This is a genomic window from Duganella sp. Root1480D1 (assembly GCF_001427305.1).
In the GTDB taxonomy this organism is placed as follows: Bacteria; Pseudomonadota; Gammaproteobacteria; order Burkholderiales; family Burkholderiaceae_D; genus Rugamonas.
Window position 1 is genome coordinate 597857 of the sequence record NZ_LMFZ01000001.1, and the last position, 20676, is coordinate 618532.

A 20676-nucleotide genomic window follows, 5' to 3' on the forward strand; every position below is an offset into this window, starting at 1 on the left:
GACTGCCCTTCTCACAAAAGTTTTTGGAAAACCAATTGTAAAAAGGAGAAAAGGCGCCGGGATGGCGCCTTTGTATGTAGAGGTATGTAGCCCGCTCAGACCATTGACTACATTTTTCTACTTCCAGTCGCCTCGGAGTTCTGCTACCTGGCGGTACAGCAATTCCGGGCTAACTTCGGTCGGTTCGACCGGCTGGCCTACTGCCAGCGAGAGATGCGAACGGAAGCCTTTGCGGAAAGCACGTTCCAGCAAGCCATCCTTGCTTCGGCTAAGCAGGTGGCCCCACAGGCCGCGCAGCGCCATCGGGATCACCGGCACTTTGGTACGCTCGATGATCTTGCTGATGCCGCCCTTGAACTCATTCATCTCGCCAGTGCTGGTCAGCTTACCTTCCGGGAAGATGCAAACCAGCTCGCCTTCATGCAGCGCCTGCGCGATGTCGACGAAGGCCTTCTCCATCAGCCACGGGTCTTCCTTGGCCGGGGCAATCGGGATCGCTTTAGCGGTGCGGAAGATCCAGCCGAAAAACGGGGTCTTGAAGATGCGGTGGTCCATCACGAAGCGGATCGGACGCGGGCTAGCTGCCACGATGACAATCGCGTCGACGTAACTCACGTGGTTGCACACCAGGACGGCGCCGCCCTCTTCCGGAATGCGGTCGGCATCGATCGTCTTCACGTTGTGCACGGTGTGGATCAGCAGCCAGGCCAGGAAGCGCATCAGGAATTCCGGCACCAGCGAGAAGATGTAAGCGGCCACAATGGCGTTCATGATCGCGGTAGCCAGGAACACTTGCGGAATCGTGAAGCCCTGGCCCAGCAGAAGGATCGCCACGCCGGTTGCCACCACCATGAACAAGGCGTTCAGGATGTTCATGCCGGCGATGGTGCGCGACAGGTGTTGCGGGTCGGCGCGCAACTGGATCAGCGCGAACAATGGGACGATGAAGAAGCCGCCGAACACGCCGATCATCACCACGTCCATGATGATGCGCCAGGCGCCAGGCAGCATCACCATGGCGTAGGCATTCACTTCGCCCGGCGCGCTATAACCCTGGCTAGCCAGGTACAGGTCGATGCCGAACACCGACAGGCCAATGGAGCCGAAAGGCACCAGGCCGATTTCCACTTTGCGGCCGGAGAGCTTTTCGCACAGCAGCGAACCGGCGCCGATCCCCAACGAGAACATGGTCAGCAGCAGCACGAAGACGCTGTTGTCGCCTTTCAGGTAATCCTTGGCGTACACCGGGAACTGGGCCAGCACGATCGCGCCGTAGAACCAGAACCAGGAGTTGCCCAGCATCGACAGGAAGACGGAGCGATTGCCGGCCGAGAAGCGCAGGTTGCGGATCGATTCGGTGAACGGGTTCCAGTTCACTTTCAGGTCAGGCTGCGGCGCCGGCGTGTTCGGGATGCTATGCGCGGTCACCAGGCCTGCGATTGCGAAGAACACCGTGGCGACAGCCAGCCAGGTGATGCCGTCGGGCTTGTGGTTGACGATGATCGCGCCGAACACCTGGCCAAGCAGGATGCCGACGAAGGTGCCCATTTCTACGATGCCGTTGCCGCCGGTGAGTTCTTCCGGTTTCAGGTGCTGCGGCATATAAGCGTATTTGACAGGGCCGAACAGGGTCGAATGCATGCCCATGCCGAAAATGGCAATCATCAGCAGCGCCAGGGTGTGGCTGAACCAGCCGACAGCGGCCACGCCCATGATGCCGATTTCCAGCCATTTAATAAAACGCGCCAGTTTGCCCTTCTCTATTTTCTCGGCGATCTGGCCGGACGTGGCGGAGAACAACACATAAGGCAGGATGAACAGGCCAGGCACCAGGTTGGTGACCAGCGACGGATCAAGGGTGGTCCAGCTTGACGCTTCGAACGCCAGCGCCACCACCAGGGCGGTCTTGAACAGGTTGTCGTTGAACGCGCCGAGGAATTGGGTCCAGAAAAATGGCGCGAAACGGCGCTGTTTCAGGAGGTCAAACTGGCTGGGATGGCTCATGTTGCGTCACGGGAATAGTGAAAATATCGACAACATACAGCACATTGCGCAAGCTCTCAACCCGACTCGTCAAAGTATCGTTTTTTAATACTTCATGGCAACGGCGTCACATGCGTACCAGGCGTCGATATGCCGGGCCGACGGCCAATACTAGCACCACCATCCGGCATACATGGAAGGCCGTGACCACCGGCACTTCGACATGCAGTGCCCGCGCCGTCAGCGCCATTTCCGCAATTCCGCCGGGAGATGTCGCCAGCAAGGCAGTTGCGGGATGCAGTCCGCCGAGTTTTGCAAGCAGCAGGCCGAAAAGCGCCGCCAGGCCAAGTGCCGCCGCCGTACAGGCGGCCACCGCTGCCATGAAGCGCGGTGCGGCATGCAGGAAGCCGGGGGTGAAGCGCGTGCCAAGCGACAGGCCGATGCAAAGCTGGCCGGTGCGCACCATCCATTCCGGTACGCTGCCTGCCGGCACTTGCGCCGCCGCCAGCAATCCTGCGCCGAACAAGGGACCGAGCACCCAGGCGTTCGGCACGCCGCGCTTGTACAAAAGCCAGCCAGCCGCGCAAGTCACGCAGGCGAGCAGGCCGAAGGCCAGCAATGGCTCCGCCGTGGCACTTGCGCCGATGCCCAATGCGGCCACCGACCCAGGGGGCGGTTGCGTCGCCACGGCGGTCGCCGCTGCCAATGGCGGCATGCCATGCCCGCTCCAATAGCGCAATACGAACGGCAGGAAGCTGACCACAAACATCAGCCGCACGCCCTGTGCAGCAGCCACATGCTGCGCCACCGCCCCATGCCGCTCGCCCTGCACCGCCATCTCGGAAGCTCCGCCCAGCGCCATCGAAAAGAACGCAGTGGCGGCGCTGACGTCCGCCAACCGTTTTAGCAGCCAGGCACACAGGCATCCCAGCGCCAGGGCAAACGTCACTGCCCCAGCGATATAGCCGGCGCGCGCCGCAACCACCGCCAGCACTGCGGGCGTGAAATACAGGCCGAGCACCGTACCGATCGCCCATTGCCCGGCAGCGCGTGCGGCAACCGGGCAGCGCAGGTCGACGCCCGCGATGCGCAGTGCGGCGCTGGCAAACAAGGGACCAATCAGCCAGGGCAGCGGTGTATCAAGCCACCTGCAAAAAAAAGCGGCCAGCAAGCCGGCCGCCAAAGCTTGGAGGAAGCAACGGTGGCGGGTCAGAAGACCCATAGCTTGTCGGCCGGCAGTTGCAGCCAGTACTGGCCATCCTGCAGGCGGTATTTGGAATGGGCGCGCACGCTGATATCGCCGCGCTTGAACAGGCATTCCCAACGGTCGCCAAGATACATGCAGGTGACCAGTGCGAGCTGCAGCGAGTTCTCCACCTGGCTGCTGTTGACGCGTACTTCTTCAACGCGAATCAGCGGGGCAATCGTATCGCCGCCCTTGCCGCGCGCCGTGGCCTGCAGGGTGGTGCCTGCAACGTCGATCACGACACTGTCGCCATTGCGCGAAACCAGGGTGCCCGGCAGGCGGTTGTTACTGCCCATGAATTCTGCCGTGAACAGGGTCTCCGGCGTTTCGTACATCGACTGCGGCGTACCCTGCTGCTCGATCTTGCCGTTATTCAGCAGCAGGATGCGGTCGGAGATCGCCATCGCCTCATCCTGGTCGTGGGTCACCATCAGCGCCGACAGGCCCAGGCGCACGATCAGCTCGCGCAGGAAGGCGCGCGCCTCTTCGCGCAGTTTCGCGTCCAGGTTGGACAACGGCTCGTCCAGCAGGATCACCGGCGGGTTGTACACCAGTGCGCGGGCAATCGCCACGCGCTGCTGCTGCCCGCCCGACAACTGGTGCGGGAAGCGCTCGCCCAGGTGGCCCAGGCCAAGCTGCTTGAGCACCTCGGTCACGCGGCGCCCGATTTCTTCCTTGTTCATCTTGCGCAGCTTCAGGCCGTAGGCCACGTTGTCCGCCACGGTCTTGTGCGGCCACAGCGCATACGACTGGAACACCAGGCCCAGGTTGCGCTGTTCGGCCGGCATTTCAAAGCCCTTGCTGCCATCGAACACACGGCGATCGCCGATATCGATGGAACCCAGGCGCGGGCTTTCCAGACCGGCCACGGCGCGCAGCAGCGTAGTCTTGCCGCTGCCCGATGGGCCCAGCAGCGCTACCACTTCGCCCTTTTGCAGGTGCATCGACACGCCCTTCAGGATCGGGTTGACGTGGGCGCCGGTGCCGTAGTCCAGGTGCAGGTCTTCGACGGACAGTTCGTTCATTTTGAGGTCTCGTTTCATGATCTATGTCTCAGTTATGCAGCTTGACGCCGAAGCGCAGCGCGATGCCCAGGCCGATGCCGACCAGGGTGATGTTGATGAAGGACAGTGCCGCCACCAGGTCGGTCGAACCACCCGCCCACAGCGACACGATCAGCGCGCCAATCACTTCGGTACCCGGCGACAGCAGGTACACGCCTGTCGAATATTCACGTTCGAAGATCAGGAAAATCATCAGCCACGCGCCCAGCAAGCCGTATTTGATCAGCGGCAGCGTCACGTCGCGAGTCACCTGGCCGCGGCGGGCGCCGACTGCGCGTGCCGCCTCTTCCAGCTCAGGGCCCACTTGCAGCAGCGCGGTGGAGATCAGGCGCATGCCGTAAGCCATCCACACCACCGAGTAAGCCAGCCACACGGCGAAGATGGTGGTGCGCAGGCTGCGCAGCGCAGGAATCGCGTTTTCCACCAGCCATACTGCCAGGCCGTTCCCGGAACCTTTGAGCATGCCATCGAGCCAGCTAGGCACGAACAGAAACACCCACAGGAAGGCCAGGCCGGCCAGCAGGCCAGGAATTGCACGCGGCACCAGCACGCTGTAATCGAGGATACGGGTCAGCAGGTCTGGCTTGCGGTGCATGGCCAGCGCAATAAAGCTGTAGCAGAAGATCGCCAGGCCGCCGCCGATCACTCCGATCAGCACCGTGTTGATGATGCCGCGGATCAGCGCATGTTGTTCGAAGATGTCGCGGAAGTGCTGCAAGGTCAGCACGTCGGCCAGCTTTACGCCCTCGCCCCAGTACTGCACGAAGGAGCGCAGCGCGATACCGGAGATCGGCATGAACACCGTCACCAGCAGCCAGGCGCCGAGCACCGCAAACGCCAGCCACTTCCAGCGTCCCAGCGGCAGCGCCTTGCTGCGCGCGCCCTTGCCCTTGATCGAGACGTACTTGTTGGCCGATTTCAGCAGCCAGCGCTGCAGCATCACCAGCGGCATGGTCACCGCCACCAGGCACACGGCCACCGCCGCCATCAGGTGGTAGGACGGAGTGCCCAGCTTGTTGGTCAGTTTATACAGGTAGGTCGGCAACACCAGGTGGCCTTCCGGATCGCCCAGCACCAGCACCAGGCCAAATACTTCGAAGCCGAGGAAGAACACCAGCACGCCGGCATAAGCCAGCGCCGGCATGATCATCGGCAGCGACACGTTGAACATCACCTGCAGCGGCGAGGCGCCGGCCACGCGCGCAGCTTCCTCGACGTCCGAGCCAAGGCTCTTCAACGCCGACGATGCGTACAGGTAGACGTGCGGCACGTGGGTCAGGCCGGCGATGATCACGATGCTGGTGAAGGAATACACATTCCACGGGATGAAGCCGATCAGGTCCTTCACCCAGGTGGAGTAGAAGCCCACAGGGCCCATCGACACCACATAGCCGAAACCCATCACCATTGGCGACACGAAGATCGGCACCAGCAGCAGCGGGGAAATCCAGCCGCGACCCGGCAGGTCGGTACGCACCATCAGGAAAGCCAGCATGCCGCCCAAAGGCACGGCGATGGCAGCCAGGCCGGCCGCCAGCAGCAGGCCATTCTTGAATGCCACGGCAAAATCCGGGTCATCGATGATGAAGCGGAAGGCATCCAGCCCTACTTCCTTGCCGGGCATGAAGAACGGCGCCGACAGGAAGCTCTGGTAAAAGATCAGGAGCAGCGGCAGGAAGATGGCGGTGCAGGTCAGCACTGCCACGATCCCGCGCGGCCAGTTAATGCTGGCGCGCCCCGTTCCCTGCAAAGTCGCGGTGGTCATTTACAGCTCCTTATTTCTTGCCGGCGGTTTCTTTCCACTGCTTCAGGAAGGCCATGCGTTTTTGCGGGCCGAGGAACTGCAGCAGGATTGGGTGTACTGGCACCGGCTTGATCTTGTCCTGGCCGATCTGCTTGACCAGGTCGGACGAAGTGGTCTCGCCGGTCACGTCGGCGCGAATCGCGAACAGCTTCGATTCGTTGGCGATGATGGTCTGACCGCGGTGCGACAGGGTGTAGTCCAGCCACAGCTTGGCGGCGTTGACGTTCTTCGCGCCCTTGTTGATGAACATCACGCGCGACATCACCAGGGTGTAATCCTTCGGCAGTTGCACGCCGATCGACGGGTCGGTCTTGGCGCGCACCAGGGCGTAGGAACCCAGCACGTTGTAGCCGATCAGGTTTTCGCCGGAAGAAATGCGCTCCATCATAGTGCCGGTGGAAGACTGCACGCGCACTTTCGCTTCGCCAAAGGCGTTTTCCAGCTCCAGGAATTTCGGGTATTCCTTGGCATCCTGGCTCATGAACATGAAGCCGACGCCGGATTTTTCGATGTCGTAGGTGGTGACCTTGTCCTTGAACTTCGGCTGCTGGATCAGCTTCACGAAGTCGGCGTGGGTCTGCGGTACTTCCTTGGCATCGACCAGGCGCTTGTTGTAGACGATAGCGGCCGGCTCGAACGTGGTGCCGTAAGCCTGGTCATCCCACACTGCCCAGCCAGGAATCTTGGGCGCTTCCACCGATTTGTATTTCAGGGCGTAGCCGTCGGAGGCCAGGCGCATCTGCAAGTCCATCGCGGACGACCACATCACGTCGGCGGTATTGCCGCCGGCTGCCATCTCGGAGATGAATCGGTTGTACACCTCGGTCGAATTCATGTCGTTGTATTCGACGGTGATGCCAGGATACAGGGCATTGAAGTCGCGGATCAGCGGCTGTGCAGCCTTGCTGTCGGTGGCGCCGTACACCACCAGCTTGCCTTCTTTTTTCGCCGCATCGATCACCTTTTGGTAATCGGCAGGATAGCCGGCCGGCGATTGTGCGAATGCGGTGCACGCGAACAGGCCCGCGGCGGCCACCAGGGTCGTCTTGATCATTTGTGTCTCCTAGAATTTTTGAGGGATATTTAGCGCACCAGACCTAGATGGCTGGCGCGTTTGCCGTAGTCGTCCACGGCCTTATGCACATACTCGTTGAGTGCCTGTCCTGTCAGGCTGAAGGGATATAGTCCCGCCTCCGTTCGCAATTTCGCGAATTCCGGCGTTGCCATGAGGTGCTCGAAAGTTTTCACCCATTGCTGGTAATCGGCATCGGCTACCTGGGGCCCCATCCAGACGCCGCGAATCACCGGCCAGACAAGATTGTAGCCTTGCTCGCGCGCTGTCGGCACTGCCGCCAGCTTGCCCGGCAGGCGCTCTTCCGACATCACGGCCAGCACCCGGATCGTGCTGCCGGCCAGGCTGGCTTCCGAGGCATCGCCCGACACCACCTGCACATAGTTGGCCTGCATCGCGGTGAAGGACTCGCCGCCGCCTTCCAGAGCCACGAAACGCAGCACTTTCTGGTCCAGGCCAGCCTGGCGCACCAGCAGTGCCACCTTCAGCCAGTCCTGGCTGCCGATGGTGCCGCTGACGCCAATCAGCACCTTGGAAGGGTCGCGCTTGAGCGCTGCCACCAGGTCGGCCAGCGACTTGAAGGGCGAATCGGAGCGCACCGCGATCATGCCGTAGTCCGCGCCCAGCGCCGCCACCCAGCGCACATCGTCCGCCGTCGCCTTGCCGAACTTGCCCTGCGCGAGGTTCAGCAGCGAACCACCGGAAAAGGCCACCAGGGTGTTCGGTTCGGCGCGGCGTTGCGATACCAGCGAGTGCCAAGCCACGGCACCGATCCCGCCCGGGCGATACACCAGCTTCATGGACTGGGCGCCCGGCACCGTCGCCAGGCCCTTCTGGGCCAGCTTGCACGTCAGGTCCATCGCACCGCCCGGCTTGGACGGCACGATGCATTCCGCAGCGTGCACCTGCCCTGCCAGCAGCAGGACAGTAGCGAAGATGGAGAACAGGATCTTCATGGCTTCATTATTATCAGAAGCGGTGCTGGATGCCAACCATTACGCCGTGCTGGCTGTCGCCGAAGGCTGCATCATCGCGCGACAGCCCGACCAGTTGGTCATGCTTGCCTTTGGTGTAACCGACAGTCGCGTACAGGTCGGTGCGCTTGGATGCGGCATAGCGATAGCGCAGGACATACATGGTCGGATCGGCGTCCTTGCCGGCGGCCAGGTTGCGCTGGTCGATGTGGTACACGGCGCCGGTGATGGTCACGTTTGGCTGCGGCTTGTAGGCCACGCCAGCCCACAGGGTGTTGCCTTTTATATCAGCCGTCGCGGCCTTGCCGGACACCAGCTTGTAGCTGCGGCCACCGAGCCAGAACTTGAAGTCGCCAGTGGCGTAATAGCCGCCCAGGTGGAATGCGGTGGTTTCGTCGCGGTTGCCGGTGGCGACCACGTTATTGCCGTTGATGCGCTCCGCAGTGAACATCGCGCCCAGCGTCTCGGACTGGTAGCTGACGGCACCGGCATACTTGGCGCTGTCGGCCGAACTGGCGCCGGCGCCCTGCTGCTCGCCCATGCCGTAGCTGAAGCCATAGTTCCAGTCGCCGGCCTTGCCGGAGTATTTGATCAGGTTATCGAAACCGGTGGTCATGCCGTACTTGCTTGGCAAAGTGGCGCTGCCGCCGGTGGCCCAGGAGTAGTAAGGCGCAAAGCCCATCGGGTCGAAGCGGATCACGGTGTCGTACACGCTGGTGAAGGAGCGGCCCAGCACCACGCGGCCCCAATTGCCTTCCAGGCCGACGTTGGCCTGGCGCTTGAACAGGTTGCCGTCCTGCGCACCGGTGTCCATCAGGATGCCGCTTTCGAGCTGGAACACGGCTTTCAGGCCGCCGCCCAGGTCTTCGCTGCCTTTGATACCCCAGCGCGAAGTGTTCATGCCGCCGGAACTGACGTGGGTGACGCTGCCGCCGCCCGTCTGGGCATTGTTGGTAATGTCGACGCCCATGTCGAGCAGGCCATAGACCTGCACGTTGGATTGGGCGTGGGCGGAAGTATAGGCGGCAAACATCATTGCGACGGCCGCTGCCATCGAAGTTCTTTTCACAATCAGTCTCCTGGGTTTATAGTTATTTCAGTCATGCCTCGCTCTGGCACGGTTCAACTATAAAATCGCCAACCTTTCAAACGCCTTTCAGGCAAATGCCATGCGAATACTGTTAGTGGAAGACCACACCGAATTACAACACTGGCTTTCCAAAGCCCTGCGCGATGCCAACCTTTCAGTCGAATGCGCCGATAACGGCGCTGACGCCGACTCCCTGCTGCTGACCCAGGAATATGGCCTGGTGATCCTCGATTTGACCCTGCCCCGCATGGACGGGCTGGAAGTGCTGAAGCGCCTGCGCGCGCGCGGCGGCAAGACGCCCGTATTGATCCTGACCGCGCGCGGCGGCCTGGAGGACCGCGTGCAAGGCCTGAACCTGGGCGCCGACGATTACCTCGCCAAGCCTTTCGAACTGGCCGAACTGGAGGCGCGCGTCAAGGCTTTGCTGCGCCGCAGCGCAGGCAATGAATCGCTGGTGTACGAATGTGGCGCGCTGCGCTTCGATACGGTCAGCCGGATGTTTTCCTATTTCGGCGACAACCTGCAGCTCACGCCGCGCGAACATGCGGTACTGGAAGCGCTGATCACCAAAGGCGGCAAGCCGGTGGCAAAAGAAAAACTATTCGACCAGGTGTTCTCGCTGGCCGATGATGCGAATCTCGATGCGATCGAGCTGTATATCCACCGCGTGCGCAAGAAGCTTGACCGCAAAGAGCCTGGCGCAGCAGCCATTACCACCTTGCGCGGCATCGGCTACCTGCTGCAGCCGGCCGAAGCGAAAGCCTGATGAAAGCCATGCTTGCCATGGGCAGCCTGCGCGGCCAGTTGCTGCGCTGGCTGCTGCTGCCGCTGGTCCTGCTGGAAATCATCAACACCATTTCGGTCTATTACAACGCGGTGGACGCGGCCGACATGGCTTACGACCGCTCGCTGCTGGCCTCCACCCGCGCGCTGGCGGAACGCGTGTCGGTGGAAGGCGGCAAGGTGGTGGCCGACGTGCCCTACGTTGCGCTGGACAGCTTTGAAACCGACACGCTGGGCCGCATCTACTACAAGGTCACCGGCATCAAGGGCGAAACGGTGTCCGGCTACGACGACCTGCCCGCGGTGCCTGCCAATGTGCCGCGCTCCGAGAACTACCCTGCCCTGGTGCGCTTCTACCACGCCAACTACAACGGCCAGCCGATCCGCATCGCAGCCCTGCTGCAGCCGGTGTATGACGACAATATGCGCGGCATCGCGCTGATCCAGGTTGGCGAAACGCTCGATGCGCGCAAGGGCCTGACGCTCAAGATCCTGTACGACACCATCGCGTGGCAGGCCAGCGTAGTCCTGCTGGCAGGCCTGCTGGTATGGTTCGCGGTCAAACTGGTGCTGCGGCCGCTGATGCAGTTGAAGCACGAGGTCGAGTCGCGCGACGTGTCCGACCTGTCCGATCTCGATCCGGCCCTGGTGCACAAGGAAGTGCGGCCGCTGGTGCAGGCCATGAATGCCTCGACCACGCGCATCGCGGGACTGATCGCCAGCCAGCGGCGGTTCATCGCCGACGCCTCGCACCAGTTGCGCACCCCGCTGACGGTGTTGAAAACGCAAGCCGAACTGGCGCAGCGCGAGCTGGAACGGGCGGCGGCGGCATCGCCGGAGCTGCGCAACGTGGTGGCCAGCATGGCCGCCACCACCGACTCCACGGTGCACCTGGCCAATCGCCTGCTGATGCTGGCGCGCATTGAACACAACGAGAATCGCGAGCTGTTGCCGGTGCCGGTGCGCGAGACGGTGCAGCAAGTGGCATTGGAGCTGGCCTTGTCCGCGGTGAATCGCGGCATCGACCTTTCGCTGGAAGGCGACGGCGAGGCCAACGTCAACGGGCAGGCCTTGCTGCTGCATGAACTGGTGTCCAACCTGGTCGACAATGCCCTGCATTACACGCCGCGCGGCGGCAGCGTGGTGCTGCGCGTGCTGCCGCGCGAAACCCAGGTGGTGCTGGAAGTGGAAGACAGCGGCCCCGGTATTCCGGCGGAAGACCGCGACCGGGTATTCTCGCCCTTCTACCGCGCCGCTGCCACCATGCAGGCCAATCCGGGCGGCTCCGGCCTGGGGCTGGCGATCGTGCGCGATATCGCTGTGCTGCACCGCGCCGAGCTTGAACTCGACCAGGGTGCCGGTGGCCGCGGCTTGCTGGTGCGCGTCAGATTCCCACGCGCCACGCCTGCACCGGCAGTGTGATCGCAATGCGGGTGCCGGACGAGGGGTCCATCGCAAAGCTGCCGCCCAAAGCCTGCACCCGTTCGCGCATGCCCGCCAGGCCCACGCCGGCTGCGGTGCGCGCCGGGTCGAAGCCAATGCCGTCGTCGGCAATTGCGATCCGCAGTGCATCGCCTTGCCGCGCGACTTCTACGCTGGCCGTGCCGGCGCGGGCGTGCTTCACGATATTCGACAGCGCTTCCTGCACGATGCGATAAGCCGAAATCGCGGCATCGCCATCGAGTCCACTGAAGTCGCCTTCGGTGTGCAGCGAGAAGCTGCATGCCGGATGGCTGCTGCCGACCTGGCGCACCATTTCTTCCAGCGCCCCCTGCAGGCCAAGCATGTCCAGCATCTCGGGCCGCAAGCGGCGCACCAGTGTACGGCCGCTGTTGTACAAGCCCAGCGCCAGCCTGGTGATCGCCTGCGCCTTGTCGCGCACCTTTTCCGCGGTTTCGGCCGGCTGCAGCGCTGCGGCCAGGCCAGCAATCTGCTGCGCTTCCAGCCGCACTGCGATCAGCGTCGCATTCAATTCATCATGGATCTCGAGCGCAATCGCCTTGCGTTCATCCTCCACAGCCGTGGTCACGCGCTGCAGCAGGCGGCGCTTCTCGGCATCCGCCGCACGCACTGCCTGCATGGAAGCCTGCAGCGACGCGGCAAATCCGCTGGTCATCTGCCACGCCAAGCCCGCGCAGACCAGCAGTCCGCTCAGCGCCACTGCCAGTTCGAGCTGGAAACGCGAGCGCGCCTTGCGCAGCATGGCCGTCGGCGACATCCGCACCTGCACGTAGCCCATCGTGCCGACGTTGCGATTGCCGCCGCCCGTGATGTACAGCAGGCGCTTATGCACCGCGGCCTCGTAGTAGCGCGCCTCAGGCAAGGCATCGCCGCGCGCCGCCACGTCCAGCAAGGGCTTGCGGTCGGCGTCGAGCAAGGTCACGCGGTGGATCGCGCTATCGGTCTGCAGCATGCCGTTGATGGTCGCCCGCAGCTCATCGAACTGGCCGTGCACCAGGCTGATTTCGCTGCTGGCCACCAGCGCAGTGGCCAGCAACTGCCCGCGCTCCGCCAACTCGGCATGCACTTCGGACTGGCGCGACTGGTAGTTGTACCAGGTGAGCGTAACGAATAGGGCCAGCACCGGCAGCAAGGTAATCGCCAGCAGCCGCCCGCGCGTGCCGACGCGCCATCTGGAGCGCATCAGGCTTGCAGCACGCCGTGGCGCACCGCCAGGCGCGTGATATCGGCCGCGCGTTCAACGCCCAGCTTGTCCTTGATGGCCTGGCTGGAGTTGCTGATCGTCTTGCTGGACACGCCAAGCTTTTCCGCGATTTCGGCATTGGTCAGGCCTTCCGCCATCAGCTTGAAGATTTCCAGCGAGCGTTCATCGAGCAGCGCCTGCGGCGATTGCTCGCCCAGCACCGACAGGCTGGCCAGGCGTTCCGCGATGGCCGGCATGAAATACAGTTCGCCATGCGCAGCGCGCTGCACTGCGGTGAAAAGTTCGGCCGGATCGCAGTCCTTGGTGACCAGCGCCCGCGCCCCGATACGGTATGCCTCCTTGACCAGCGCATCCTGATCGAACTGGGTCAGGAAAATGATGTGCGCCTTGGGGGCTGCCGCCAGGATCTGGCGCGCGGCGTCGAGGCCCGTCATCTGCTCGCCGAAGCGCATATCGAGGATAGCAACGTCAGGTACCAGGGTCTGGTAGGCCTCGACCGCCTCTGCCGGCGTCCGCACCTGGCCAACGACTTCCACGCCAAAACCGGCCAGCGCCATGGCAAATCCCCCCATGACGACGGGATGATCATCTGCCAGCAGTACCTTAATCTTATTCATAGCATTCCTCACTTCCAGATGATGGAAGGATACCACGCCAAGGCATAGCAATAAAAATTGCTTGCTTATTTCCATTGGATGGAAGAATATCTTGCCATGGACTGGCAATTCAGCCTACCAACAAGAAGAAAGGAGCATTTCCATGAACTTCGACACCTCCCGCAAGAACTATTCTGGCCTGGCCTTCGTCGCCGTCTTGCACCTTGTTGCCGCCGGCATCGCGCTGAAGCATTCCACGATCCTCATCACCCGGCCCGAGCCGGTATTGATTGTTGACGTACCGCCGCTGGAGCAAAAGGATCAGGAACCACGGCACACCGAAGAGTTCCAGATTCCTGAAAAAACGCCGCCGATCATCACGCCGCCCCAGCCGGAAGGCATCAAGACCGAGATCAGCGAGCACCCGATCACGACCTCCCCGCCAGACAACACAGGTGGCCACAGCGAACCAGGAGGCGGCGGTGGCGGCAGCGGCGGTGGCAGCGTTGAACCGGTACGCCACGATCCAGTGAACGTCGCGGCAGTGATCGATGCGGCCAACTGCGCCAAGCCCAGCTACCCGGCAGGCGCCTTGCGCAACGGCGACGAAGGCACGGTCACCCTGGCCTTCCTGATCGGCAAAGACGGCCATGTGGCCAGCGCCAAGATCGAACGCACCAGCGGCTTCCGCGACCTGGACCGCGCTGCGCTGCAAGGCCTCTCGCTGTGCGCCTTCAAGCCCGGCACCATCGACGGCGTGGCGCAGGAATCGTGGGCCCGCATGCAATACGCGTGGCGCCTGGACGAGTAAGCAAGGGGTGAGCAACAGAGCGCGGCAGTAAAGCGAATTCCCCTATCATGCGCCGGTTAACCTTGTGGTTGCCGGCGCATGCTCTATGTTCATCAAGCTTTCTTTCCGCCAATTACTACTTGGCGTCTTCCTGCTGATTGCCCTGCTGCTCAGCGCGACCTCGATCCAGGCCCTGTTCACGCTGGACCGGCTGGCTGCTGAAAGCCGCGAAGTCGGCCAGCACGCCGTCGTGCTGACGGCGAACGTGCAACGCCTGGCCGAACGCAGCGTGGCCATGGAGCGCAGCGCGCGCCAGTTCCTGGTGCTGGACGACCCGGCCTTCCGCGACCGCTACGCCGCCGCCTGGCGCGATGGGGAAGATGCGCTGTCCGCGCTGTCGGCCGGCCTGCCCTCCGTGCCCAAAGCCAGTTTCGCCGCCTGGCGCGACCAGGGCGAGCAAGCCTGGCACGCACTGCAGGCGCCGAACACCAAACGCGCGCAGCGCCAGCGCATGCTGAACACCGCGCTGGCCGGCCTGTCCCCGATCAACGAAGAACTGGCGGACGAAGTCAAGCGCGAAGTGGACCAGCGCAACCAGCGCATCCTGCTTGGGCTGGAACACCGCCGCAGCGTATTGGGCGGACAACTGTTCGCCTCCATCAGCCTGGCCGCTGCGCTGGCGGTCGGCTGCGGCATGTGGTTGTCGCGCCCGCTGGCGCAGATCGAGGGCGCCATCGACCGCCTGGGCGGCAACCGCTACGACCAGCCGATTGAAGTCGAAGGTCCCGACGACTTGCGCCGCCTCGGCCAGCAACTGAACTGGCTGCGCCAGCGCCTGGCCAGCCTGGAAGCCGACAAGTCGCGCTTCCTGCGCCATATCTCGCACGAACTGAAAACGCCGCTGGCCGCCCTGGTGGAAGGCGTGGCCCTGCTGGAAGATGAAGTAGCCGGCACGCTGACGCCGAACCAGCGCGAAGTGGCCGGCATCCTGCGCCAGAACACCGCCTCGCTGCAGAACCAGATCGAAGACCTGCTGCGCTATAACACCGCCACCTTTGCCGCCCAGCACCTGCAGCGCCAGCCTACCGATATCGCCGCCCTGCTGCGCGACACGGTCGACGCACAACGCCTGCAATGGCAAGCGCGCCGCCTTGACGTGGCAGTGGAAGGCAGCGCCCCGCCGATTGCCGCCGATCCGGGCAAGCTGGCCATCGCCACCAGCAACCTGCTGACCAACGCCGTGCGCTATAGCCCCGAAGGCGGCACGGTGCGCTTCATCATTGGCGAGCAGGCCGGCACGCTGGCCATCGATTGCATCGACCAGGGCCCGGGCGTGGCGCCGGAAGATGCAGCCCTAATTTTTGAACCTTTCTACCAGGGGATGCGCCAGCCGCCTGGCGCGCGGCGCGGCAACGGCGTCGGCCTGTCCATCGTACTTGAGTACATCAGCGCCCACGGCGGCTCGCTGCAATTGCTGCCGGCCGGCACCGGCGCCCACTTCCGGATCGAACTTCCCTATGAATATTAAAGCCCTGCCTTTGCTGCCGATCGTGCTGCTACCGCTGCTGTTGGCCGCCTGCGCGCAACGAGAGCCCATCACGCCAGCGCTGCCGCCCCTGCCGCCGCCGCCCGCACCCGCACCCCTGACCCTGCTGTTCGCGCCGCAGGACGAGGTGGCGCCGCTGCTGGCCTACCACCAGTCGCTGCGCCGCATGACGCAAGGCGAGTTGCTGAAAGAACTGAGCGGCCTGACGCAGCAGCAGAAAACCCCGAAGGTGCTGGTGCAGTCGGCCATGGTGCTGTCGCTCACGCGCGGCAGCGGCGACCTGGCCAAGGCGCAGGCGCAATTCGACGTTGTCGCCACCGCGCCGGAGCCGGAAGCGCAAGGCTTGCGGCAACTGGCGCAACTGCTGTCCGCCCAATGCGCCGACACGCGCCGCCTGGTCGACGACGGCGACCGCCTGCGCGCGCAGTTAAAAGACAATCAGCGCAAAAACGAGCAATTGAATGAAACCCTGGAAGCGCTGAAAGAAATCGAGCGCGGCCTGCCTGCGAGAGCCAGTAAATGAATGCACCTATTTCCCCACGCCTGCTGCTGGTCGACGACGACGCCGACCTGCTGCGCCTGCTTTCGATGCGCCTGAGCGCCAACGGCTACCAGGTCACCGCAGTCGGCAGCGCCGAAGCCGCGCTGGCCAACCTGTCGATCGCCCTGCCCTCGCTGGTGATCAGCGACGTGCGCCTGCCCGAGCGCGACGGCATGTCCCTGTTCCAGCAGATCCGCAGCCAGCACCCCGCCCTGCCGGTCATCCTGCTCACCGCACACGGCACCATTCCCGACGCGGTGGAAGCCACCTCCCTCGGCGCCTACGCCTACCTGACCAAGCCCTTCGACGCCAAGGTGCTGCTGGACCGCATTGGCCAGGCCTTGAGCGTGGCCGCGCCGGACGCCGCGCCCGACGCCGGCAGCGGCACCTGGCGCGCCGACATCATCAGCCGCAGCCGCGCCATGGAAGAAGTGCTGCATGAAGCGCAATTGGTCGCCGCTTCGGACGCCAGTGTGTTGATACGCGGCGAAAGCGGCACCGGCAAGGAATTACTGGCGCGCGCCATCCACCGCGCCAGCCGCCGTGCTGCCGCGCCCTTCATCGCAGTCAATTGCGGCGCCATTCCCGAGCAATTGCTGGAGTCCGAACTGTTCGGCCATGTGAAAGGCGCCTTCACCGGCGCCATCGCCAGCCGCGAAGGCCTGCTGCAGGCGGCCGATGGCGGCACCCTGTTCCTCGACGAGATCGGCGACATGCCGCTGCTGTTGCAAGTAAAGCTGCTGCGCGTGCTGCAGGAGCGCGTGGTGCGCCAGGTCGGCTCCGACATCGGCCGCCCGGTCAATGTGCGCGTGCTGTCCGCCACCCACCGCGACCTGGAGGCGGCCATGCTGGAAGGCCAGTTCCGGGAAGACCTGTACTACCGCCTGAACGTCATCACCCTCACCCTGCCCTCGCTGGCGGAGCGGCGCGAAGACATCGGCCTGCTGGCCACCCGCTTCCTGCAGATGCTGGCCGACAAATACGGCAAGACCGTCAACGGCTTTGCTCCCGAAGCGTTGGAAGCGCTGTCGCGCGCATCGTGGCCCGGCAATGTGCGCCAGCTTTACAACGTGGTGGAACACGCCTGCGCCCTGGCCACCGCGCCGCTGGTGCCGCTATCGCTGGTGCAGCGCGCGCTGCGCGTGCCCTCGCTGGAAGTGCTCAGCTACACGGAAGCCAAGCAGCGCTTCGAGCGCAACTACCTGGTGCAGCTGCTCAAGCTCACCGACGGCAACGTGGCCGATGCGGCGCGCCTGGCTGAACGCAACCGCACCGAGTTCTATCGCCTGCTGCAAAAGCACGAATTGAACGCCGCCCAGTTCCGCAACGACCCTGTCGCCGAGGGGCGACAGGCATAAAGCCCGTCAAATCAAGGCCTTGCGCATCAGCGCCCGAACCCTGTCGCCGTGCGGCGACAAACTTGATGTTGCCGCACAGCTAAGTCATTGATTTCTCTACATGGCACGCGCCTTGCAATAGCCAAGACAACGCATCTGCGTTGACTGCCAACTTGAAAATGGAGAGATAGACCATGAAGGATTCCAAACTGATCGCAGGCCTGTTCGCCGCCGCAGCATTCGCCCTCGCCTCGCTGTCCGCCCATGCGCAGCAAGAAGGCGCCATGGCCGGTGCCGCTGTCGCCACCGCCGATTCCTCGCTGCTGGCAAAGGTCAAGGCCGCCCTCGCGGACCAGAAAGAGATCACGGTATCGGCCAACCAGGGCGTCGTGGTCCTGAGCGGCACCGTGCCGAACTCCGACGCCGGCACTAAAGCGATCCAGACGGCATCCGCCGTGGCGGGAGTGAAGGAAGTGAAGAGTGAGCTGACTGTCGCCGGCAAATAATGCCTTTGCTGCAGTAGTACCTCCCTTATCGGGCGACCCAGTGTCGCCCGCTTTTTTTCTGGGCTTCTGCCATCCGCAACAGCAGGCGGTGCCCAATCCTGTCGGTCCAGTTGAAGTTATTTTGCAGCACCACCACGGCGCTGCCGGTTTCGGCATCGATGCCGATGTAGGCGGTATACCCGGCCACCAGCCCGATCTGGTGGGCGATCCTGTGGCCATCGATTTCGTCGACGAACCAGGCGCTTGCCGCGGCTTCGGTCTTGCGTTCGTACTGGACTTTCAGCGTTTCGCGCAGGCCGGCGTCCAGTACGCCGTCACCGGTCGAAGCCAGGTGCGCATTCGCGTAAGCCAGCAGGTCGCGCGCGCTGGAATAAACCGCCGCCGAGCCGCTCATGATGTCGGTGAACTGCCAGTCGGGGACCAGGGTCCCGCGCCGGATGAATTTGGGCTGATCGCCCGCGTGACCCAGGGCGCGTTGTTCATAGCCGGGCAGTTTCTGCGGCACGTAGCCCGTGCTTTGCAGCCGCAGCGGATCAAGCACTTTCTCGTGCACCAGCGCGTCGACCTTCTTCCCGGTTTTCAGCTCCAGCACATAACCGAGCACGCCGTAGCCGATATTCGAATACTGCGGCACGCCGCCATTGTGCTTGGTGAAGGTCGACAGGTATTCCAGCAAATACGGCCGGTCGAAGTGACGGTAGAAGCTCTTGCCGGTGAACAGGTATTCGAGGAAATAGAGCAAGGTACGCTCGGTCATCGGCTGGCGCGGCAGGCCCGCGGTATGCGTTACCAGCTGGCGCAGCGTGATGCGCTTCGCGTCCGCGCTGAGCTGCACATCCGCAGGCAACAGGGTTTCAAGCGTATCGTCCCAATGCAGCGCGCCCTCTTGCACCAGCACCGACGTTGTCGCTGCCAGGAAGCCTTTGCTGAGCGAGCCAACGGCGAACAGGGTATCGCCATCGGGACGATGCCCGCCTTCCGGGTGCGTGGTCCCGAAGCCGAAGAACTGCTGTTGTCCATCGGGCGTGAGAACGCCCACCACCATGCCGGTGGTTTCTCCGGAGTCGATCATCGGCTGCGCCAGGCCAGCCACCTCGGCACCGATATCGCCGCTCAGCGCGAGATGCCGGGCGGCGCTGGAATCGGGGTCCAGCTGGGAGTCGGACAAGGTGCCGCATCCGGCCAGAAAGAATGCGATGCCGGCCAAACAAAGAATGCGAAACCAGTTCAATTTAAGCAATGATGTGTTCTAATTAGAAACAATTATATCAAAACTCGATGACGGCCCTGTTTTGACGGGGTAAAGAAAATGGCCCCAGCGGGGCCACTTGAGTTCCGATATCCGCGGATATCAGGCGAGATTTTCCAGGCGGATCTTGGTGACGTTGCCCACCACGCTGGTCAGCTTCTCGATTTTCTCGATGGCGGCGACCACGTATTTCTCCTGCGTCTGGTGCGTCAGCAGGATGATGTCGGTGTGGGTTTCGCCCTCTGCCGGCTCCTTCTGCATCATCGCGTCGATCGAGATGGTGGCGTCGGCCAGGATGCGGGTCAGTTCCGCCAGCACGCCCGGACGGTCGGCCACCGTCATGCGCAGGTAGTAGCTGGTGGTGATCTCGGACATCGGCAGGATCTTGATGTCGGTCATCGCGTTCGGCTGGAAGGCCAGGTGCGGCACGCGGTGCTCGGGATCGGCCGTCGCCAGGCGGGTGATGTCGACCAGGTCCGCAATCACGGCCGAAGCGGTCGGCTCGGGGCCGGCGCCTTTGCCGTAATACATGGTGGCGCCAATCGCGTCGCCCTGCACCAGCACCGCATTCATCGCCCCTTCCACATTGGCGATCAGGCGCTTGGCCGGGATCAGGGTCGGGTGCACGCGCAGTTCGATGCCTTCGCCGCCATTGACCTTGGCGCGGCGCGCGATGCCCAGCAGCTTGATGCGGTAGCCCAGTTGCTCGGCATACTTGATATCGATCGCCTGCAGCTTGGTGATGCCCTCGATGTGGGCCTTGTCGAACTGCACCGGAATGCCGAAGGCGATCGCGGACAGGATAGTGGCCTTGTGCGCTGCATCCACGCCTTCGATATCGAAGGTCGGATCGGCTTCGGCATATCCCAGGCGCTGCGCTTCCTTCAGCACGGTGGCGAAGTCCAGGCCCTTGTCGCGCATCTCGGACAGGATGAAGTTGGTGGTGCCGTTGATGATGCCGGCGATCCACTCGATACGGTTGGCGGTCAGGCCTTCACGCAGCGCCTTGATGATCGGGATGCCGCCCGCAACAGCCGCCTCGAAGGCCACCATCACGCCCTTGGCCTGGGCTGCGGCAAAAATCTCGGTGCCATGCATGGCCAGCAGCGCCTTGTTGGCGGTGACCACGTGCTTGCCATTGGCGATGGCCTGCATCACCAGTTCCTTGGCGGTGTCATAACCGCCAATCAGCTCCACGACGATATCGATTTCCGGATCGTTGACGATCGCAAACGGGTCTGCCACTACTTTGCACTGGCCCTCGGTGCGCTCTTTTGCGCGCTCCAGGTTGCGGGCCGATACGGCCACGATCTCGATGCCGCGTCCGGCGCGGCGGCGGATCTCTTCCTGGTTGCGTCGCAATACGCTGAACGTGCCGGCGCCTACATTGCCGACGCCCAGCAAACCTACTTTAATCGATTTCATCTTTC

18 protein-coding genes are annotated in these 20676 nt (G+C 63.3%); 7 read left to right on the forward strand and 11 right to left on the reverse strand.

The window, feature by feature from the left end; translation table 11 throughout:
- Nucleotides 1-117: 117 nt before the first annotated feature.
- The 7 genes from ASD58_RS03045 to ASD58_RS03075 all read right to left on the reverse strand — a co-directional run bounded on the left by ASD58_RS03045 (nt 118) and on the right by ASD58_RS03075 (nt 9212).
- Nucleotides 118-2004 carry an MFS transporter gene (locus ASD58_RS03045; RefSeq protein ID WP_057259601.1) on the reverse strand — a complete coding sequence of 629 codons (1887 nt, stop codon included), beginning with the start codon at nt 2002-2004 and terminating at the stop codon, nt 118-120.
- A 106-nt stretch (nt 2005-2110) separates the two neighbouring features.
- Nucleotides 2111-3205: an AbrB family transcriptional regulator gene (locus tag ASD58_RS03050; RefSeq protein ID WP_057259602.1), complete on the reverse strand. Its 1095-nt coding sequence runs from the start codon at nt 3203-3205 to the stop codon at nt 2111-2113.
- Nucleotides 3193-4254, reverse strand: coding sequence for an ABC transporter ATP-binding protein (locus tag ASD58_RS03055; RefSeq protein WP_057259603.1), 1062 nt, complete (start codon nt 4252-4254; stop codon nt 3193-3195). The genes ASD58_RS03050 and ASD58_RS03055 overlap by 13 nt, the downstream gene beginning before the upstream one ends.
- Before the next feature lie 28 nt (nt 4255-4282).
- Nucleotides 4283-6058: an iron ABC transporter permease gene (locus tag ASD58_RS03060; protein WP_057259604.1), complete on the reverse strand. Its 1776-nt coding sequence runs from the start codon at nt 6056-6058 to the stop codon at nt 4283-4285.
- A 10-nt stretch (nt 6059-6068) separates the two neighbouring features.
- Nucleotides 6069-7151 (reverse strand): ABC transporter substrate-binding protein, encoded by a 1083-nt coding sequence (locus ASD58_RS03065; RefSeq protein ID WP_057259605.1) that lies wholly within the window; start codon nt 7149-7151, stop codon nt 6069-6071.
- Between the two features lie 29 nt (nt 7152-7180).
- Entirely contained in the window at nt 7181-8125 is a 945-nt protein-coding gene (locus tag ASD58_RS03070; protein WP_057259606.1) for a tripartite tricarboxylate transporter substrate binding protein, read from the reverse strand.
- A gap of 13 nt (nt 8126-8138) precedes the next feature.
- Entirely contained in the window at nt 8139-9212 is a 1074-nt protein-coding gene (locus ASD58_RS03075; RefSeq protein WP_057259607.1) for a porin, read from the reverse strand.
- Between the two features lie 100 nt (nt 9213-9312).
- Here ASD58_RS03075 and ASD58_RS03080 point away from each other — a divergent pair, with 100 nt between their 5' ends.
- The gene (locus ASD58_RS03080; protein WP_057259608.1) at nt 9313-9999 is read left to right on the forward strand and encodes a response regulator; all 687 of its coding nucleotides are present in this window, start codon (nt 9313-9315) and stop codon (nt 9997-9999) included.
- Nucleotides 9999-11438, forward strand: a complete 1440-nt coding sequence (locus ASD58_RS03085) for a sensor histidine kinase (RefSeq protein ID WP_057259609.1) — start codon at nt 9999-10001, stop codon at nt 11436-11438. Before ASD58_RS03080 ends, ASD58_RS03085 begins: the two co-directional genes overlap by 1 nt.
- On the opposite strand, the gene ASD58_RS03090 is transcribed toward ASD58_RS03085, so the two are convergent.
- Together ASD58_RS03090 and ASD58_RS03095 are read right to left on the reverse strand one after the other, a co-directional pair.
- Complete coding sequence (locus ASD58_RS03090; protein ID WP_057259610.1) at nt 11401-12660, reverse strand: sensor histidine kinase; 1260 nt, start codon at nt 12658-12660, stop codon at nt 11401-11403. The two genes, ASD58_RS03085 and ASD58_RS03090, sit on opposite strands and share 38 nt — an antisense overlap.
- Nucleotides 12660-13298: a response regulator transcription factor gene (locus ASD58_RS03095; protein WP_057259611.1), complete on the reverse strand. Its 639-nt coding sequence runs from the start codon at nt 13296-13298 to the stop codon at nt 12660-12662. Before ASD58_RS03095 ends, ASD58_RS03090 begins: the two co-directional genes overlap by 1 nt.
- A 142-nt stretch (nt 13299-13440) precedes the next feature.
- Between ASD58_RS03095 and ASD58_RS32610 the strand changes: the two genes are divergently transcribed.
- From ASD58_RS32610 to ASD58_RS03120, 5 genes are all read left to right on the forward strand, one after another.
- The gene (locus tag ASD58_RS32610; RefSeq protein WP_304438508.1) at nt 13441-14088 is read left to right on the forward strand and encodes an energy transducer TonB; all 648 of its coding nucleotides are present in this window, start codon (nt 13441-13443) and stop codon (nt 14086-14088) included.
- 85 nt (nt 14089-14173) lie between these two features.
- Nucleotides 14174-15595, forward strand: coding sequence for a HAMP domain-containing sensor histidine kinase (locus ASD58_RS03105; protein ID WP_057259612.1), 1422 nt, complete (start codon nt 14174-14176; stop codon nt 15593-15595).
- Nucleotides 15585-16136: a hypothetical protein gene (locus ASD58_RS03110; protein ID WP_082565177.1), complete on the forward strand. Its 552-nt coding sequence runs from the start codon at nt 15585-15587 to the stop codon at nt 16134-16136. The genes ASD58_RS03105 and ASD58_RS03110 overlap by 11 nt, the downstream gene beginning before the upstream one ends.
- Nucleotides 16133-17512, forward strand: a complete 1380-nt coding sequence (locus tag ASD58_RS03115) for a sigma 54-interacting transcriptional regulator (protein WP_057259613.1) — start codon at nt 16133-16135, stop codon at nt 17510-17512. The genes ASD58_RS03110 and ASD58_RS03115 overlap by 4 nt, the downstream gene beginning before the upstream one ends.
- 173 nt (nt 17513-17685) lie before the next feature.
- On the forward strand, nt 17686-17997 hold the full coding sequence (locus ASD58_RS03120) for a BON domain-containing protein (RefSeq protein WP_057259614.1): 312 nt from the start codon (nt 17686-17688) through the stop codon (nt 17995-17997).
- Between the two features lie 25 nt (nt 17998-18022).
- Here ASD58_RS03120 and ASD58_RS03125 read toward each other — a convergent pair whose 3' ends face one another.
- Both ASD58_RS03125 and ASD58_RS03130 read right to left on the reverse strand, forming a co-directional pair.
- Complete coding sequence (locus tag ASD58_RS03125; RefSeq protein ID WP_200951558.1) at nt 18023-19165, reverse strand: serine hydrolase; 1143 nt, start codon at nt 19163-19165, stop codon at nt 18023-18025.
- 183 nt (nt 19166-19348) lie between these two features.
- Entirely contained in the window at nt 19349-20671 is a 1323-nt protein-coding gene (locus ASD58_RS03130) for a homoserine dehydrogenase (protein WP_057259615.1), read from the reverse strand.
- Nucleotides 20672-20676 lie beyond the last annotated feature (5 nt).

Excerpts from the sequence above, each read along its gene's own strand:
- ASD58_RS03045 (WP_057259601.1), bottom strand. The coding sequence starts at position 2,004 with ATGAGCCATCCCAGCCAGTTTGACCTCCTGAAACAGCGCCGTTTCGCG.
- ASD58_RS03050 (WP_057259602.1), bottom strand. The coding sequence starts at position 3,205 with ATGGGTCTTCTGACCCGCCACCGTTGCTTCCTCCAAGCTTTGGCGGCC.
- ASD58_RS03055 (WP_057259603.1), bottom strand. The coding sequence starts at position 4,254 with ATGAACGAACTGTCCGTCGAAGACCTGCACCTGGACTACGGCACCGGC.
- ASD58_RS03060 (WP_057259604.1), bottom strand. The coding sequence starts at position 6,058 with ATGACCACCGCGACTTTGCAGGGAACGGGGCGCGCCAGCATTAACTGG.
- ASD58_RS03065 (WP_057259605.1), bottom strand. The coding sequence starts at position 7,151 with ATGATCAAGACGACCCTGGTGGCCGCCGCGGGCCTGTTCGCGTGCACC.
- ASD58_RS03070 (WP_057259606.1), bottom strand. The coding sequence starts at position 8,125 with ATGAAGATCCTGTTCTCCATCTTCGCTACTGTCCTGCTGCTGGCAGGG.
- ASD58_RS03080 (WP_057259608.1), top strand. The coding sequence starts at position 9,313 with ATGCGAATACTGTTAGTGGAAGACCACACCGAATTACAACACTGGCTT.
- ASD58_RS03085 (WP_057259609.1), top strand. The coding sequence starts at position 9,999 with ATGAAAGCCATGCTTGCCATGGGCAGCCTGCGCGGCCAGTTGCTGCGC.
- ASD58_RS03090 (WP_057259610.1), bottom strand. The coding sequence starts at position 12,660 with ATGCGCTCCAGATGGCGCGTCGGCACGCGCGGGCGGCTGCTGGCGATT.
- ASD58_RS03095 (WP_057259611.1), bottom strand. The coding sequence starts at position 13,298 with ATGAATAAGATTAAGGTACTGCTGGCAGATGATCATCCCGTCGTCATG.
- ASD58_RS32610 (WP_304438508.1), top strand. The coding sequence starts at position 13,441 with ATGAACTTCGACACCTCCCGCAAGAACTATTCTGGCCTGGCCTTCGTC.
- ASD58_RS03105 (WP_057259612.1), top strand. The coding sequence starts at position 14,174 with ATGTTCATCAAGCTTTCTTTCCGCCAATTACTACTTGGCGTCTTCCTG.
- ASD58_RS03110 (WP_082565177.1), top strand. The coding sequence starts at position 15,585 with ATGAATATTAAAGCCCTGCCTTTGCTGCCGATCGTGCTGCTACCGCTG.
- ASD58_RS03115 (WP_057259613.1), top strand. The coding sequence starts at position 16,133 with ATGAATGCACCTATTTCCCCACGCCTGCTGCTGGTCGACGACGACGCC.
- ASD58_RS03120 (WP_057259614.1), top strand. The coding sequence starts at position 17,686 with ATGAAGGATTCCAAACTGATCGCAGGCCTGTTCGCCGCCGCAGCATTC.
- ASD58_RS03130 (WP_057259615.1), bottom strand. The coding sequence starts at position 20,671 with ATGAAATCGATTAAAGTAGGTTTGCTGGGCGTCGGCAATGTAGGCGCC.